Origin of the sequence: Propionigenium maris DSM 9537, from assembly GCF_027925155.1 — a bacterium.
Taxonomy (GTDB): Bacteria; Fusobacteriota; Fusobacteriia; order Fusobacteriales; family Fusobacteriaceae; genus Propionigenium; species Propionigenium maris.
The window spans coordinates 67,960-83,977 of sequence record NZ_BSDY01000006.1; the positions used below are offsets into that span (position 1 = coordinate 67,960).

Below are 16,018 nucleotides of genomic sequence, written 5' to 3' on the forward strand. Positions count from 1 at the left end.
GATGTGGATAAGTTGAAAAAAACAGGAATACTAATAATAGCTCTTATGCTCCTGGGAGGGTGTGCCAGTGGAAACATAAGAATTCCTGAGGAACATATGGCTCCTAAGGAAGCAAAAAAGGGAGACAGCTATATATTCTTAGACAGCCTCAGGCATGATGGGAATATCACCAAGGTAAGCGAAAGGCATGATGGAAAAACTACCCTGAGAATACTATTCTCAACTAAGGGAGATGATGTGGAGGAGCTGAACCTCTACTATAGAGACGGTACACTGAAGAAGCAGAACATGGAGTCAGCAGGGGTCTACAGAGGGGTAGAGTACTATGTTGGGGAGATAGAGGTGGAAGCGGTAAACCTCGAGTACTTCTTTGAAGCCAGAGACGGAAGGGTAAGATATTTTGTGGGAGAGACGGGAGAGTATTCCCCTAAGAAGATAGAAAAGTTTACCTACGAGGTAGAGGAAGGGAAGCTTCTAGAGGTACCTCAGTGGTCCAAGAACTCTCTCTGGTATGGGATCTATGTGGATACCTTCAACAATGCCAATGAGGACAACGATCCAATCTTTAATGAGATGGGACCTGAATACTTCTTCCAACCAAGGGCAAAGATGGAAAGCGGTCAGTATAAGAGTGAGCTCATAGACAGGGGATTATGGAGAAGTGTGGATACCCTGGGAGAGTTTCAGGTAAGCGACTGGACGGGAGACTTTTCTGTGGAGGAAGCCTATGAAAAAAATATGACCTCCAAGTATAATCAGGGGAGCGGTAAGAATACCAGAAGATACGGGGGAGACCTCCAGGGGGTTCAGGAAAAGCTCTACTACCTAAAAAATATGGGGGTAGATGTAGTAAACCTTTCATCGGTATTTTACTCCTACTCAGCTCATAAGATGGATGTTATAGACTACAGACACGTATCTCCAGACCTTGCTCAGGTTAAGAGCCGGGGAAAAAGTGAGTATATGCTTTTAGATGTGGACCACAGAAGAGATGAAAATAAGCTGGGAGAGGGACTGGAAAGTTCTACCTGGAAGATGACGGAATCGGATATGCTTCTTGAGGAGCTGATCTTAAGTGCTCACAACAAGGAGATGAAGGTGGTACTGGATGTGAACCTGGACTATGTATCTAAAAGGTTCTGGGCTCTGAAGCAGCTAATGCTTCAGGGGAAGGAGAGTCCGTATAGAGACTGGTTCTACCTAGAGGACAACTGGGATAAGAGGATAGAGTACAGGGGAACTTCAGTTGTTGGAATTGAAACTGGGGATGACGGCAAGAAGTATAGAAAGGCATGGATAGAGGCACCTGAGGGAGCAAGTGTAGAGGTTATAGAGGAAGTTTACAGATGGAATCTTGAACATATGGGAGTAAAGTTCCTAGATGAGGGACAAAACATGGTAGCTGTAAACTACTCCAATGAGGGATACAGAACCTATATAAAGGATTCCCTGAAGAAGTGGGTAGAGCTGGGAGTAGATGGCTACAGGATAGAGGCTTCCAATGTTCCTAGGGACCTTATAAGGGAGATAGAGGAATCACTGAGCAAGGAGAAGAAGGACCTACTTCTGGTAAGAGCCTGGGAGAGGTCTACACACCTTGATGACACTAACTTCCATTCTAAGGACAACTATGCCCTTGGGTCTATAATTATAGATTACCTGGACAGTAGGAAGAAACTCTCCAAGGATGAGCTTGAAAATGCATTCTATATCTACTCAAAGCTAAATACCCTGGATAATGTGTATGCAGGGCCTCTCTACCTGGACTCCAAGGATACCGACAGAGTCTTTTCTATGATGGCAAATCCTGGAAGAAAGTATGACAGCCTTAATACTCCAGAGAGCAATTATCTAAATATAAGGCCGGACCTGGCAGACAGAAGAGCAGTGGCAAGGGTGAAGGTAGCAAGCCTTATCCAGCTAACCATGGCTGGTTCTCCATATATCTACTATGGTAGCGAAGCTGGTATGTGGGGGGGAGATGCCCCTTATAGCAGAAAACCAATGCTGTGGAGCGGTCAGAAAAACCAGGCTGAAAGGGACAGGTATGAAACCTACGAAGCCTTAGGGAAGCTTAATCTTAATGGAGTAGAGTACAACAAGGTAAGAAAGTATGTGGAGTATCCAGTCACAAGAAACAATGAGATAAGCAGCCACTATACCAAGGTTCTGGATTTCAGAAGAGAAAATGCAGAGATCTTCAGAGAGGGAAAGGTTAGATTCCTGGAGGCAGTAGAGGAAGAGAGTGGAAAAACCCTAGATGATGTCTTGGCATATGAGAGGATATTAGGTGAAAAAAGGGTAATAGTAGTTGTGAACAGAGGAACGACTTCCCGTAAGGTTGGTATCTATACAGATGGAAGGGGAGAGTTTGATTCTCTCTTCAAGGAAGAAAATAAGAAGATTACCGGAAAGAGGCTGAAGGTGGATATAGGACCTCTTGAGGGAGCTATCTACTATAACTAGGGATTTCTCTTAAAGGTGTAGGGGATCTATTAATAGAAAAAAGTGAGCAGAGATAGCTAAATTATTGATCTGTTCTTAAATTGAAAAAAGAATTTCTATGTGTTAGAATTTTATAAACGGTCATAAATTGAAAATAGGGGTGAATTGAAGAATGAGAAGAACAATAGTTGCAGGAAACTGGAAGATGAATAAAACAAACGCAGAAGCAGTTGAGATGCTTACTAAGCTGGCAGAGCTTGTAAAGGGAGACGAGAAGGTAGGTGTTGTAATCGGTGCACCATTTACAGCTCTTTCAGACGCAGTTAAAGCTGTGGAAGGGTCTCACATTGAGATTGCAGCTGAAAATATGAACGCCAACGAATCTGGAGCTTTCACTGGAGAGATCTCAGCAAAGATGCTTACTTCAATCGGAGTAAAGTATGTAATCCTTGGGCACTCTGAAAGAAGAGAGTACTACGGTGAGACAGACGAGATAGTAAATGAGAAGGTTAAAGCTGCTCTAGCTAACGGCCTGACTCCTATCCTTTGTATCGGAGAGAAGCTAGAGGACAGAGAAGCTGGAAGAACAAACGAGGTAAACGCTACTCAGTTAAAGGGTGGTATGGCAGGACTTACAGCAGAAGATGCTGCTAAAGTAGTAATCGCATATGAGCCAGTATGGGCAATCGGAACTGGAAAAACTGCAACTCCTGAGATGGCACAGGAAACTCACAAAGCAATCAGAGATCTTCTTACAGAGATGTTTGGTGCAGAGGTAGCAGGAGATATGACGATCCAATATGGTGGATCTATGAAGCCAGGAAACGCTAAGGAGCTTATGTCTGAAGCGGATATCGACGGTGGACTAGTAGGTGGAGCCTCACTGGATGCAGATTCATTTGCTGAAATTGTAAAAGCAGGTCTATAATTTTTTCATGCACGGAAGAGATTCCGTGCATTTTATTAAAGGTTGATTGAGAATAAAGATGAGGTGAAAAGAATGTCGAAAAAAACAGTAATGCTGGCTGTCCTAGATGGTTGGGGAATAAATGAAAATAAAGATGAAAAAAATGCTATCGCAGAGGTAGATACAAAGAACTTTGACAGACTTATGGCAGAGTATCCAAATACAAGGCTAAAGGCTGCAGGGGAAGCAGTAGGTCTACCAGAGGGACAGATGGGTAACTCAGAGGTAGGACACCTTAACCTAGGTGCAGGAAGGGTAGTGTATCAGCCCCTTGTAAAGATCTCTAAGGATATCAGAGACGGGGAGATCAAAAATAACAAGGTCCTTACTGAGCTCTATACCTCTGTTAAGGAAAATGGCGGAGCTCTTCACCTGGGAGGGCTTCTTTCCAATGGTGGAGTTCACTCTCACATAGACCACCTTGTGGGACTTATCGATATGGCCAAGAACTACGGAATAGAGGATGTATGTGTACACGCATTCCTAGATGGAAGAGATACGCCACCTCAGTCAGCTATAGAGTTTGTAGAGGAACTGGAAGCTAAGATGCAGGAGATAGGTGTAGGTAGAATAGTTACTATCTCTGGTAGATACTTTGCAATGGATAGAGACAACAACTGGGACAGAACAGAGCTAGCTTACAACGCTATAGTAAAGGGAGGGGGACTAAAAGCAGCCACTGCAGTGGAAGCAGTTAAAAACTCCTATGCTAAGGGGGAGAACGATGAGTTCGTTAAGCCTACTGTAGTAGTAGAGGGATCTGAGCTAAAGGTTGGAGACGGTTTTGTTAACTTTAACTTCAGACCAGACAGAGCTAGACAGATAACCAGAGCTATAGTTGACAAGGAGTTTGAAGGTTTTGCAAGGGAGTATATGGAGGTTAAATTTGCCTGCATGAGACAGTACTCAGCAGATATAGATGCCCCTGTAGTATATGAGGATGAGGAGATTGTAAATACCTATGGTGAGGTAATCTCCAAGGCGGGCCTGACTCAGCTGAGAACTGCAGAGACTGAGAAGTACGCTCACGTAACATTCTTCTTTAACGGTGGTAAGGAGGAGCAGTATGAGGGAGAGGACAGAAAGCTTGTAGCTTCTCCTAAGGTAGCTACCTATGACCTTAAGCCTGAGATGAGTGCTTATGAGGTGACTGAAGGGGTGCTGGAAGCTCTAGACAGCGGAAAGTACGACACTATCATCCTTAACTACGCTAACCCTGATATGGTAGGACACACTGGTGACTTTGAGGCAGTTAAGAAGGCTGTAGCAGTGGTAGATGAGTGCCTAGGTAAGATAGCTGCTAAGATAGAGGAGATAGAGGGAACTATGCTGGTAACAGCAGACCACGGAAACGCTGACCTTATGGAGGATCCAGAGAGCGGAGTGGCATTTACTGCCCACACTGTAAATGAGGTGCCGTTCATCCTTGTATCCAAGGAACTGAAGGATGCCAAGGTGAAGCCTGGAAAGCTGGCTGACCTTGCTCCAACTATGTTAGATATACTAGGAGTGGAGAAACCTGCAGAGATGACAGGTGAAACTCTTCTTGAGAGATAATCAGATAGATCAAGGCCTGGAAGTTGCTTCCAGGCCTTTTTTCTTGTTAAGAAAAGTATAGGTTTTATAAAAAATCACATGAAGAATTAGTGTTCCAACTGATTATTAGGGTGCAGGGTCACCTTGCTTTTATTGGTAAAATCAGAAGTAGATTTATGAATATTTACAAAGTTTTACAGATATGATAAAATTAATAGAATAAATAAGACATTTTAGGAGGGTTTCAAGATGATTGGAATAGGAATTGTAGGTCTTCCAAACGTTGGAAAATCGACACTTTTCAATGCTATAACAAAAGCAGGGGCAGCAGAAGCGGCAAACTACCCATTCTGTACAATAGAGCCAAATGTAGGTATGGTAACAGTACCAGATTCGAGACTGGATGAGTTATCAAAGATCATAAATCCCCAGAGAGTTCAGCACGCTACAGTTGAGTTTGTAGATATCGCAGGACTTGTTAAGGGAGCAGCTGGTGGAGAGGGGCTTGGAAATAAGTTTCTTTCAAATATCAGATCAACAGCAGCTATCTGTCAGGTAGTAAGATGCTTCGAGGACACAAATGTAGTTCACGTAGATGGTTCAGTGGATCCGATTAGAGATATCGAGGTAATAAATACAGAGCTTATCCTGTCGGACCTAGAGGCAGCAGAGAGAGCTATAGAGAAGCAGGCTAAGCTTGTAAGAGCTAAAAATAAGGAAGCTCTTGCTCTTATGCCGGTACTTGAGAAGTGTAAGGCTCACCTAGAGGACTTCAAACTTCTTAAGACTCTAGAGCTTACAGAGGATGAGGCATTCTTAATAAAGGCATACCAGTTCCTTACTCTAAAGCCTATGATGTTTGCTGCTAACGTATCTGAGGATGACCTTGTATCTGGAAACGAGTATGTAGAGAAGGTAAGAGAGTACGCAGCTAACCTTGGATCTGAGGTAGCTATAGTATCTGCTAAGGTAGAGGCTGAGCTTCAGGAGATGGAAGAGGAAGACAGAGATATGTTCCTAGAGGAGCTTGGGGTTACTGAGCCAGGTCTAAACAGACTGATAAGAGCTGGATTTAAGCTTCTTGGACTTCAGACTTACTTTACAGCAGGTGTGAAGGAAGTAAGAGCATGGACTATAAGAATTGGAGATACAGCTCCTAAAGCAGCTGGAGAGATCCACACAGACTTTGAAAAGGGGTTCATCAGAGCCAAGGTTGTAGCCTACGATGAGTTCGTTAAAAACAGTGGTTGGAAGGGGTCTCAGGAGTCTGGAGTGCTTAGACTTGAAGGTAAGGAATACATCGTTAAAGATGGAGATTTAATGGAGTTCCTGTTTAACGTATAAAATGAAACAAAAAAACCTTTGTTAATAAAAATTACTTGACAAAGTTTTGGAAATTGGATAAAATATCTAAGTATTTTATAATGAGGAGGTTAGTCTTGATTATAAAGTTAGAGGAATTAAGAACTAAGCCAAACCAGAAAGAAAAGTTTAGTTACACAACTTCTGAGGTTGAAGACATTAAACTTCTATCTCCCTTGGAAGTAGAGGGGGAAATATCCTATATTGAAGATGAAATCTTCGTTAGAGGACATTACAGAGTCAAGGTAGGAGCACCTTGTGTAAAGTGTCTGAAGGAAGTGGCGATATCCTTAGATGGCGAGTATGATGGTCACTACTCTGAAGGTGAAAAGTATAGTAAACATATGAGTTCACTGAAGAAGGAGTGCGATATAAAGGAAAACTATCTAGAGGAAGCTGTCCACGGAGAGATAGACATAACTGAACTAGTTAGAGAATTTATAATACTTGATATGCCCCCTTATCCAGCTTGTGAACCAGCATGTGATGGTTTAGAGGAGATGGAGAAATACTCAAAAGATGATGTAGATCCAAGGTGGCAAGAGTTACTTAATCTTAAAAATTAAATTTTTAAATAAGAATTGCGTAGGAGGCGAATGAAGAATGGCAGTACCTAAGAAGAAAACTTCTAAAGCTAAGAAAAACATGAGAAGATCTCATGATTCACTAAAAGCATCAGGATTAGCAACTTGTGATAAGTGTGGAGCACCTAGAAGACCTCACAGAGTGTGTCTAGAGTGTGGAGACTACAACGGTAAGCAAGTACTAGCAAACGAAGCTGAGTAATTGAATGAAAAGAGACAAGATGGTATCATCTTGTCTTTTTTTTTATATTCTGATAAAATAATAGAAGTTATTTTATAATTAGGAGGAAGTAATGAGAGTAGCTTTAGATGCTATGGGTGGAGATTTTGCCCCTTTGGAACCTGTAAAGGGAGCAGTACTTGCAACCCAGGAGATGGATCACCTCAACGTTATACTTGTTGGAAACAAAGAGTTGATAGAAAAAGAATTAGAAAAATATAATTACGATAAGAATAGGATTACCATAGAACACGCACCAGATGTGATAGCTATGGACGAGAAGGATAATCCAGCTATGGCTGTAAGAAAGAAACCCCTAGCTTCTATGAATGTGGCTCTTGACCTTATAAAGGAAGGGAGAGCTGATGCCAGTGTATCGGCTGGAAACACAGGAGCTCTTATGACAGCCAGTCAGCTGAAGCTGAGAAGAATAAAGGGCGTTCTCAGACCAGCGATAACAACTGTATTCCCATCTAAGAAGGGGCACCTTGTGATGCTGGATGCAGGAGCAAATGCAGAGTGTAAGCCAGAATACCTAGATCAGTTTGCAGTAATGGCCACAAAATACTCGGAGGTACTTCTAGGAACTGGAGATCCCAAGGTAGGGCTTTTAAATATAGGAGAGGAACCAGGTAAGGGAAATGAGCTTACCAAGGAAGCCTTTAGCCTTCTTGCAGAGAATAAAAAAATAAATTTTGTAGGAAATATAGAAAGTCGTGATATGATGGATGCAGGCATCGACATTGTAGTCACCGATGGATTTACTGGAAATATACTTTTAAAAACAGCAGAGGGAACAGCTAGTTTCATCCTGGATTTCCTTAAAAAGGAAATTCCTAAAAAAGGATTATATAAATTAGGGGCACTTCTATTAAAACCTGTATTTAAAAGACTGAAGGAAAAGATGGATTCCTCTGAATATGGAGGAGCACTATTTTTAGGACTTAATGGAATATCTATAAAAGCCCACGGGAACTCGGATTCCAAAGCATTTAAGAATGCTATTCAGGTAGCAGAGAAGTTTGCAGAGGTAGATCTTGTCGGTGGGGTGAAGGAAGCGATCAGCTAAGGGGGAATCGATGAAATTTAAAGACGTTGGAATAATAGGAATGGGAACATATGTTCCTGAGAAGGTAATGACAAACTTTGATTTTGAAAAGATTATAGACACCAGCGATGAGTGGATAAGAACGAGAACTGGTATAGAGGAGAGAAGATTTGTAGCTTCCGACCAGGCTACTTCAGACCTTGCTGTGGAAGCAGCGAAGAGAGCTCTTGCTAAGTCAGGAGACAGTGTTGAGGATATCGAGATGATAATCGTAGCAACTTGTACTCCAGATTACCTTATCCAAAGTACTGCTTGCCTGGTACAGGAGAAGCTGGGGGCAAAAAATGCAGCAGCCTTTGACCTGAACGCAGCATGCAGCGGATTTGTATATGGTCTTACAGTGGCGTCGAGTCTTATAAAGTCACTTATGTATAAGAAGATCCTTGTAATAGGTGCAGAGGCTCTGTCTAGAGTGCTGGATATGAAGGACAGAAATACTTGTATCCTATTTGGAGACGGTGCAGCAGCAGCAGTAGTAGGAGAGGTAGAGGAAGGATACGGAATCCTTTCAAGCTACATCATGGCAGAGGGAGAAAATGAGGAGATCCTTAGAATGCCAGCAGGAGGAACGGTAAGACCTACAACTCAGGATGAGTTAGACAGAAGGCAGAACTTCCTTAAGATGAAGGGGCAGGATGTATTTAAGTTTGCAGTAAAGGCACTGCCTAAAGCAACTTCAGCAGCCCTTGAAAAAGCAGGTAAGGCGGTGGAGGAGATAGATATGATAATCCCTCACCAGGCCAACAAGAGGATAATAGATTCAGCAGCTAAGAGGCTGAAGGTTTCTACTGATAAGTTCTACCTGAACCTAAACAAGTACGGTAACACTTCATCAGCTTCAATCGGACTGGCTCTAGGAGAAGCTCTTGAAAAGGGGAAAGTTAAGAAGGGTGACACTCTTGCATTCACAGGATTTGGTGCAGGACTTACCTACGGATCTCTTATAATAAAGTGGGCGTACTAATCTTAAGAAAACCAAGGAAATACCTGAGTTAAACTAGTCAAGAAGTTCTTTGTTGACAATAAATAGCACCTGTGATATATTAAGATTACAGGTGTAATTAAATAAGGAGGTTACAAATGTCAAAAGTTGCATTTGTTTTCCCAGGACAGGGTTCTCAATATGTTGGAATGGGAAAAGAACTATATGAAAACAATGAAACAGCAAGAAAGTATTTTGATGAGATATTTGACAGTCTTTCAATAGACCTTAAAGAAGTAATGTTTGAAGGACCAGAGGAGAAGCTGAAGGAAACTAAGTACACTCAGCCGGCAATAGTTGCTATGAGTTTAGTGTTGACTAAGTTACTGGAGGAAAAGGGAGTTAAAGCTGACTATGTTGCAGGGCACTCTGTAGGAGAGTATGCAGCCATCGGAGCAGCAGGATACCTTAGCCTTGGAGAAGCTGTAAAGTTAACCTCTACAAGGGGAGAGATCATGAATGAGATCTCTGCTGAAGTAAATGGTACTATGGCTGCTATCATAGGTATGGAAGCAGATAAGATAGATGAAGTACTAAAGGGAATAGACGGAGTAGCAGAAGCTGTTAACTTCAATGAGCCAAAGCAGACTGTAATAGCAGGAGAGGTAGCAGCTATTGAGAATGCATGTGAGGCACTTAAGGAAGCTGGAGCAAGAAGAGCTATGATACTAGCTGTATCTGGACCATTCCACTCGTCTCTTATGAAGCCAGCAGGAGAAAAGATCCTAGAGGCTGCTAACACATATGAGTTTAAGAATACAGAGGTTAAGCTTGTGGCAAACACTACAGCTAAAGTTGTTGAGAGTGCAGAGGAGCTTAAAGATGAGCTTTACAACCAGGCATTTGGACCAGTAAAGTGGGTAGACACTGTAACTGCTCTTAAAGAAGCTGGAGTAGAAAAGATCTACGAGATCGGACCTGGAAAGGTACTTAAGGGGCTAATCAGAAAGATAGATAAAACTCTTGAGGTTGAAAATGTAGAGAAGCTAGAGGACCTAGCTTAATTAAATAGATAGGGTGGATACTAAAGTATAGACCACTTAAAATTAAATTTTCTTTGAAAAATATTTGCAAAATAGATATATTGGAGTAAAATTTAATGAACTCTTTTAAGGAGGATATGAACGTGATTGATTTAAAAGGAAAGGTAGCTGTAATAACTGGATCGGCTAGAGGAATCGGAAGATCGGTAGCAGAAAAGCTGGCAGCAGCAGGAGCAAATATTGTAATTACAGATATACTAGAGGAAGTAGGAGAGGCTACAGCTAAGGAGATCGCCAATACGTACGGAGTAGAGACAATGTTCGTATCTGGAAATGTGGCATCAAGTGAGTCTATGGCTGAACTTTCAAAGGCAGTTTTAGATAAGTTTGGACAGGTAGATGTTCTTGTAAACAATGCAGGGATTACAAGGGATGGTCTTTTCATGAGAATGAAGGAAGAGGACTTTGACCTTGTACTGAATATAAACCTAAAGGGAGCATACAACTGTACACAGGCTTTCTTTAAGTCGATGATCAAAAAGAGAAGCGGAAGCATCATTAACATGGCTTCTATCGTAGGAATCATGGGTAACGCTGGTCAGGTAAACTACTCAGCATCAAAGGCGGGAATGATAGGAATGACTAAATCCCTAGCTAGAGAAGCTGGTAAGAGAGGAATCAGAGTTAATGCCATCGCTCCAGGATACATCAGATCGGAGATGACAGATGTACTTTCAGATGATGTAAAGCAGTCATTTATGACTAATATTCCAATGGGAGACTTTGGAACTCCAGAGGATATCGCTAATGCGGTACTGTTCCTGGCATCTGATATGTCTACATACATCACTGGTCAGACACTGAGTGTAAATGGCGGACTATTAATGCCTTAATCCCTTGTAAAAGGTGAGAAAGGGTTTCAAAAAACTTGAAAATAAGTGTTAAATTTGATATTATCATAGAATAAGAAGATTTAAGGAGGAGACAAATATGTTAGATAAAATTAAAGAAGTAGTAGTAGATCAATTAGGTGTAGATGCTGAGCAGGTTACTCCAGAGGCAAACTTTGTAGACGACCTAGGAGCAGATTCACTAGATACAGTTGAGCTAATCATGGCATTCGAAGAGGAGTTCGACGTAGAGATCCCTGATACAGATGCTGAGAAGATCAAGACTGTTCAAGATGTAATCAACTACATTGAGTCTAAGTAATTAAATTAAATTATATTAAGAGTATAGGGGTATTTTTAAATACCCCTATAATTACATTTTAAAGGTATTTTATATACAGCTCCTGTGGAGCTTTCTTTTTGTAGGAACCTTATTATAAAAAATTGAGAGTAAAAGAGATTGAAGAGGTGAAAAGAGTGAGAAGAGTTGTAGTAACTGGATTGGGATTAATAACTGCTCTGGGAACTGGAGTAGAAAAGTCTTGGCAGGCTATTAAGGATGGAAAAACTGGATTAGGACTTATAGAGTCATTTGATACAGAGGATACTCCTGTAAAGATAGCTGCAGAGGTAAAGGACTTTGACGGAACTGAGTTTGGAATTGAAAAGAAGGAGCTTAAGAAGCTGGCTAGAAATACTCAGTTTGCAATAGCTGCTACAAAGATGGCTATAGAGGATTCTAAGCTTGAGATTACAGATGAGAACGCTGAGAATGTTGGAGTAATCGTATCTTCAGGTATCGGTGGACTAGAGGTAATCGAGAAGGAATATGAGAAGATGCTAAACAGAGGACCTAAGAGGGTTTCTCCATTTACAATTCCTGCTATGATAGCTAACATGGCTGCAGGAAACGTAGCAATCTACACAGGAGCAAAGGGACCAAACAAGAGTATCGTAACAGCTTGTGCTGCAGGAACGCACTCAATAGGAGATGCTATGCAAACTATCCAGCTTGGTAAAGCAGATGCAGTTATCGCTGGAGGAGCAGAGGCTTGTATCACTAAGTTTGGAATCAACTCATTTGCTAACATGAAAGCTCTATCTACAAGAAATGATGAGCCAACTAAGGCTTCTAGACCATTTACAGCAGACAGAGACGGATTCGTTATGGGAGAGGGAGCAGGAATCCTAATCCTTGAGGAACTTGAGCACGCTAAAGCAAGAGGAGCTAAGATCTATGCTGAGGTAGTGGGATATGGAGAAACTGGAGATGCATACCACATCACTTCACCAGCAGAGGGTGGAGAAGGTGGAACTAGAGCAATAAAGATGGCTCTTAAGCAGGGTAATGTGGACCCTACTGAAGTAGACTACATCAACGCTCACGGAACATCTACACCAGCTAACGACAAGAATGAAACAGCTTCAATAAAGGCAGCTTTTGGAGAGCACGCATACAAGCTAGCTGTATCATCTACAAAGGGAGCAACTGGACACGGTCTTGGAGCAGCAGGGGGAATCGAGGGAGTAATCTTAGCTCTTGCTATCGATGAGGGAATCATGCCTCCAACAATTAACTATGACAATCCAGATGAGACTTTAGATCTTGACTACGTACCAAATAAAGCTGTAGAGAGAGAGATCAGAGTAGGTCTTTCAAGCTCACTAGGGTTTGGTGGACACAACGCAGTAATCGCAATGAGAAAGTACAAGTAATTAAAAATTGAAGATCAAGGAGTGACCGTAGGTGAAGGAGAATGTTTACGATAAGCTAGAGGAAAGGCTAGGTTATACCTTTAAGGATAAGGAACTTTTAAAGCACGCTCTTATTCACAGATCCTATGGAAACGAGCACTGGGAATACAAAAAAATAAACAATGAGAGACTAGAACTGCTGGGAGATGCAGTTCTAGATCTTGTTGTTACTGAATATTTATATAAAAACTTTACCAAGTCGTCTGAGGGCGACCTGGCAAAGCTTAAATCTATGGTAGTCAGTGAACCGGTGCTTGCAAAAATTTCCAGGGAACTAGGAATAGGAAAATACCTTCTTTTAAGCAAGGGGGAGGAGTTAACTGGTGGTAGAGACAGAAGCTCCATACTAGGAGATGTTTTTGAGGCTGTTCTGGGAGCTATCTACCTAGATTCAGGTTCAGATTTTCTTGTGGCAAAGGCATATGGAACTAAGCTGCTGGAATACCAGATAAATCATATTGAGGAAAATGAGGAACTCATCGACTTTAAGACTATACTGCAGGAGCACAGCCAGAAGTCACATAAGGTAACTCCAGTATATGAAGTAGTGAAGGAAACGGGACCAGATCATAGGAAGAACTTTGAAATAGTGGTCAGTATCAATGATGAAGCAGTAGGTAGAGGAAATGGAAGAAATAAAAAGAGCGCAGAACAATCAGCTGCAAAGGATGCCTGCAAGAAACTTGGAGTCAAGGCCTTTGAAGCACTATAATATACCTGTTTTTATAAGTCACTTTGGTTGTCCCAACTCGTGTGTCTTCTGTAACCAGAAGAAGATAAATGGAAGGGAAACAGATGTAACAGCAGAAGATGTGGTGGAGATAATAGAGGAGTACTTAGAAAGTCTTCCAAAGGAATCAATAAAAGAGGTCGCTTTCTTTGGTGGAACTTTTACTGGAATCTCTAAATCTTTACAGGAGGAGTACCTGAAAACCGTAAAGGTCTATATGGATCGTGGTCTCATCGACGGTATAAGGATGTCCACAAGACCAGATTATATAAGCAGGGATATTCTGGAGATGCTAGTGAAGTACAAGGTAACTACCATAGAGCTGGGAGTACAGTCTATGGACACTGAGGTACTGAGACTGAGTGGCAGGGGGTATGAACCTTCTGAGGTCTACAGAGCATCGGAGCTTATAAAGGAATATGGAATACAATTAGGAATTCAATTAATGCCAGGGTTACCTGGCTCAACTTATGTTACAGACTTAAACAGCGCAAGGCAGGTACTGGATATTAATCCGGACATGGTAAGGATATATCCTACCTTAGTGATAAGTGGTACTGCCATGGAGGGGATGTACAGAGCAGGAAGGTTTGAGCCTATGACCCTAGAGGAGGCAGTGGAAAGGATAGTTCCTATCTATGCAATCTTTGAAGTGGCAGGAATAAATATAATAAGAGTAGGGCTGCAACCCTCAGATGATCTAAGAGAGGATGGAGTGATCATAGCAGGGCCATTTCACCCAGCATTCAGAGAGCTGGTGGAAGCTAGGATCTATGGAGATTTCTTAGAGAGGTTCCAGGATGAAGAGGAGATAATTGTAGAGGCACATGAAAAAAATATCTCTAAGATAACTGGAATAAAGAAGGTAAATAAGGTAAGGTTTGGAAGAAAGTTAATTATAAGAATAGATAGAGGTTTAAGCTTAAGAGAAGTGAGAATAAATGGGAAAGTCTATACCAGGCTGGACATACTAGGTGGGGTTATTCATGAATCAGATAATAATTAATGTAGATAAGTTTCAGACTAGAGCAGCACTTCTAGAGGATGGAAAAGCCTCTGAAATTTTCATTGAAAGAGATGATGAGAAGAAGGTAAATGGAAGTATCTTTAAGGGAAGAGTAGCTAATGTTCTTCCAGGTATGGAATCTGCCTTTGTGGATATTGGACTAGAAAAGAATGCCTTTCTATATGTGAAGGATCTCAGGGAGTTTGAGGAGAGATATCTAGACGGCATAGAAAACAGTGAAAGACCCATAGAGGACATATTAAATGTGGGGGATGAAGTGGTGGTGCAGATACTCAAGGACCCTCGTGGAAGCAAGGGAGCAAGGGTAACTACACACTACACAATACCTGGAAAATATCTTGTACTTATGCCAAACAACGACTATGTTGCTATCTCCCAGAAGATAAAGAGCAGTGCTGAGAGGGGAAGACTGGAAAAGCTTCTTACAGATATAAAACCAGACACCATGGGAGTGATCATAAGAACAGCAGCTGAAGGAAAGAGTGAGCTTCACTTTGAAAGAGAGGTGGAGTACCTAGTAAAAAAATGGAATGAAATAGAGTCAAGGATAACCTCTGCCAAGGCAGGGGAAACTCTTTATTCTGATAATGAACTAGTGATGACGGTAGTGAGGGATATATTCTCCTCCAAGGTGGATGAGCTTATAATAGATGATGAGGAGAAGTACTGGCAGATCTTGGATTATGTAAGTGCCTTCAGTGAAAATTCCCTTAAGACAAAGATAAAGCTATATGACGAGGAGGAGCCAATCTTCGACGCTTACGGCGTGAGCAAGCAGATAGATGAAGCCCTCAACGAGGAGGTAAGGCTCGACTGCGGAGGTTCTGTGGTAATCCAGAGAACGGAAGCCCTTGTGAGTATAGATATAAATACAGGAAAGAATACAGGCAGCATGAACCTGGACAGCACGGTACTGGAGACCAACTTAGAGGCGGCTTGGGAGATACCGAGACAGCTGAGGCTGCGTAACCTGAGCGGAATCATTATAATAGACTTTATAGATATGAAGTCTGAAGAGGATAAGCAGAAGGTTCTCAAGGAGCTGGAAAAAACCCTTAAAAGGGACAGGATAAAGAACAATATAATACACTTTACAGATCTCGGACTTGTGGAGATGACAAGAAAGAGGGTTGGTAAGACCCTTTCCCACTACTTCCAGCAGGAGTGTCCTCTATGTCAGGGAACAGGAAAGATAAAATCCAAGGAAGCTGTGTCTCTGGAGATTATTTCAGAGATTAAAAATGTAGCTACCGACAGGGATATATCCAAGGTTAAACTGAAGCTGGCCAAGGAGCTGAGCACATTCTTTAAAGAGGTGTACAGGGAGTTTATGGAAGTGTATCTAAAGAGTAAGAGGAAGAAGCTTGTAATAGAGGTGGATTCCTCCAAGGAAAAAAATGAATATGAAATAATCTTAGAGGTATAGGTG

At 41.8% G+C, this 16,018-nt stretch carries 15 protein-coding genes; all 15 read left to right on the plus strand.

Annotated features, from left to right (window positions below; all coding sequences use genetic code 11):
- Nucleotides 1–12: 12 nt before the first annotated feature.
- The 15 genes from QMG11_RS07610 (at nucleotide 13) to QMG11_RS07680 (ending at nucleotide 16,015) form a co-directional block, all read left to right on the plus strand.
- A complete protein-coding gene (locus QMG11_RS07610; RefSeq protein ID WP_281834840.1) occupies nucleotides 13–2,466 on the plus strand; it encodes an alpha amylase N-terminal ig-like domain-containing protein in 2,454 nt (817 codons plus the stop codon).
- 151 nt (nucleotides 2,467–2,617) lie between these two features.
- On the plus strand, nucleotides 2,618–3,373 hold the full coding sequence (tpiA, locus tag QMG11_RS07615) for a triose-phosphate isomerase (protein WP_281834842.1): 756 nt from the start codon (nucleotides 2,618–2,620) through the stop codon (nucleotides 3,371–3,373).
- Between the two features lie 72 nt (nucleotides 3,374–3,445).
- Nucleotides 3,446–4,969 carry a 2,3-bisphosphoglycerate-independent phosphoglycerate mutase gene (gpmI, locus tag QMG11_RS07620; protein WP_281834845.1) on the plus strand — a complete coding sequence of 508 codons (1,524 nt, stop codon included), beginning with the start codon at nucleotides 3,446–3,448 and terminating at the stop codon, nucleotides 4,967–4,969.
- Between the two features lie 228 nt (nucleotides 4,970–5,197).
- Nucleotides 5,198–6,292, plus strand: coding sequence for a redox-regulated ATPase YchF (ychF, locus tag QMG11_RS07625; RefSeq protein ID WP_281834855.1), 1,095 nt, complete (start codon nucleotides 5,198–5,200; stop codon nucleotides 6,290–6,292).
- A 95-nt stretch (nucleotides 6,293–6,387) separates the two neighbouring features.
- A complete protein-coding gene (locus tag QMG11_RS07630) occupies nucleotides 6,388–6,876 on the plus strand; it encodes a YceD family protein (RefSeq protein ID WP_281834856.1) in 489 nt (162 codons plus the stop codon).
- A gap of 37 nt (nucleotides 6,877–6,913) precedes the next feature.
- Nucleotides 6,914–7,096 (plus strand): 50S ribosomal protein L32, encoded by a 183-nt coding sequence (rpmF, locus tag QMG11_RS07635; protein WP_281834858.1) that lies wholly within the window; start codon nucleotides 6,914–6,916, stop codon nucleotides 7,094–7,096.
- A gap of 91 nt (nucleotides 7,097–7,187) precedes the next feature.
- Nucleotides 7,188–8,183 (plus strand): phosphate acyltransferase PlsX, encoded by a 996-nt coding sequence (gene plsX / locus QMG11_RS07640; RefSeq protein WP_281834866.1) that lies wholly within the window; start codon nucleotides 7,188–7,190, stop codon nucleotides 8,181–8,183.
- Nucleotides 8,184–8,193: 10 nt separating this feature from the next.
- A complete protein-coding gene (locus QMG11_RS07645; protein WP_281834868.1) occupies nucleotides 8,194–9,186 on the plus strand; it encodes a beta-ketoacyl-ACP synthase III in 993 nt (330 codons plus the stop codon).
- Nucleotides 9,187–9,302: 116 nt separating this feature from the next.
- A complete protein-coding gene (fabD, locus tag QMG11_RS07650) occupies nucleotides 9,303–10,208 on the plus strand; it encodes an ACP S-malonyltransferase (RefSeq protein ID WP_281834870.1) in 906 nt (301 codons plus the stop codon).
- Nucleotides 10,209–10,324: 116 nt separating this feature from the next.
- Nucleotides 10,325–11,080 (plus strand): 3-oxoacyl-[acyl-carrier-protein] reductase, encoded by a 756-nt coding sequence (fabG, locus tag QMG11_RS07655; protein WP_281834871.1) that lies wholly within the window; start codon nucleotides 10,325–10,327, stop codon nucleotides 11,078–11,080.
- Nucleotides 11,081–11,177: 97 nt separating this feature from the next.
- Nucleotides 11,178–11,399: an acyl carrier protein gene (locus QMG11_RS07660; protein ID WP_281834872.1), complete on the plus strand. Its 222-nt coding sequence runs from the start codon at nucleotides 11,178–11,180 to the stop codon at nucleotides 11,397–11,399.
- Between the two features lie 155 nt (nucleotides 11,400–11,554).
- A complete protein-coding gene (gene fabF, locus QMG11_RS07665; protein ID WP_281834874.1) occupies nucleotides 11,555–12,793 on the plus strand; it encodes a beta-ketoacyl-ACP synthase II in 1,239 nt (412 codons plus the stop codon).
- A gap of 31 nt (nucleotides 12,794–12,824) precedes the next feature.
- Nucleotides 12,825–13,544, plus strand: a complete 720-nt coding sequence (gene rnc, locus QMG11_RS07670; RefSeq protein WP_281834875.1) for a ribonuclease III — start codon at nucleotides 12,825–12,827, stop codon at nucleotides 13,542–13,544.
- Nucleotides 13,531–14,568, plus strand: coding sequence for an elongator complex protein 3 (locus QMG11_RS07675; protein WP_281834877.1), 1,038 nt, complete (start codon nucleotides 13,531–13,533; stop codon nucleotides 14,566–14,568). The genes rnc and QMG11_RS07675 overlap by 14 nt, the downstream gene beginning before the upstream one ends.
- On the plus strand, nucleotides 14,549–16,015 hold the full coding sequence (locus QMG11_RS07680) for an Rne/Rng family ribonuclease (RefSeq protein ID WP_281834878.1): 1,467 nt from the start codon (nucleotides 14,549–14,551) through the stop codon (nucleotides 16,013–16,015). Before QMG11_RS07675 ends, QMG11_RS07680 begins: the two co-directional genes overlap by 20 nt.
- Nucleotides 16,016–16,018: the final 3 nt, after the last annotated feature.

Coding starts and splice junctions, on each gene's coding strand:
- tpiA (WP_281834842.1), top strand. CDS start 2,618: ATGAGAAGAACAATAGTTGCAGGAAACTGGAAGATGAATAAAACAAAC.
- gpmI (WP_281834845.1), top strand. CDS start 3,446: ATGTCGAAAAAAACAGTAATGCTGGCTGTCCTAGATGGTTGGGGAATA.
- ychF (WP_281834855.1), top strand. CDS start 5,198: ATGATTGGAATAGGAATTGTAGGTCTTCCAAACGTTGGAAAATCGACA.
- rpmF (WP_281834858.1), top strand. CDS start 6,914: ATGGCAGTACCTAAGAAGAAAACTTCTAAAGCTAAGAAAAACATGAGA.
- plsX (WP_281834866.1), top strand. CDS start 7,188: ATGAGAGTAGCTTTAGATGCTATGGGTGGAGATTTTGCCCCTTTGGAA.
- QMG11_RS07645 (WP_281834868.1), top strand. CDS start 8,194: ATGAAATTTAAAGACGTTGGAATAATAGGAATGGGAACATATGTTCCT.
- fabD (WP_281834870.1), top strand. CDS start 9,303: ATGTCAAAAGTTGCATTTGTTTTCCCAGGACAGGGTTCTCAATATGTT.
- fabG (WP_281834871.1), top strand. CDS start 10,325: ATGAACGTGATTGATTTAAAAGGAAAGGTAGCTGTAATAACTGGATCG.
- QMG11_RS07660 (WP_281834872.1), top strand. CDS start 11,178: ATGTTAGATAAAATTAAAGAAGTAGTAGTAGATCAATTAGGTGTAGAT.
- QMG11_RS07680 (WP_281834878.1), top strand. CDS start 14,549: ATGAATCAGATAATAATTAATGTAGATAAGTTTCAGACTAGAGCAGCA.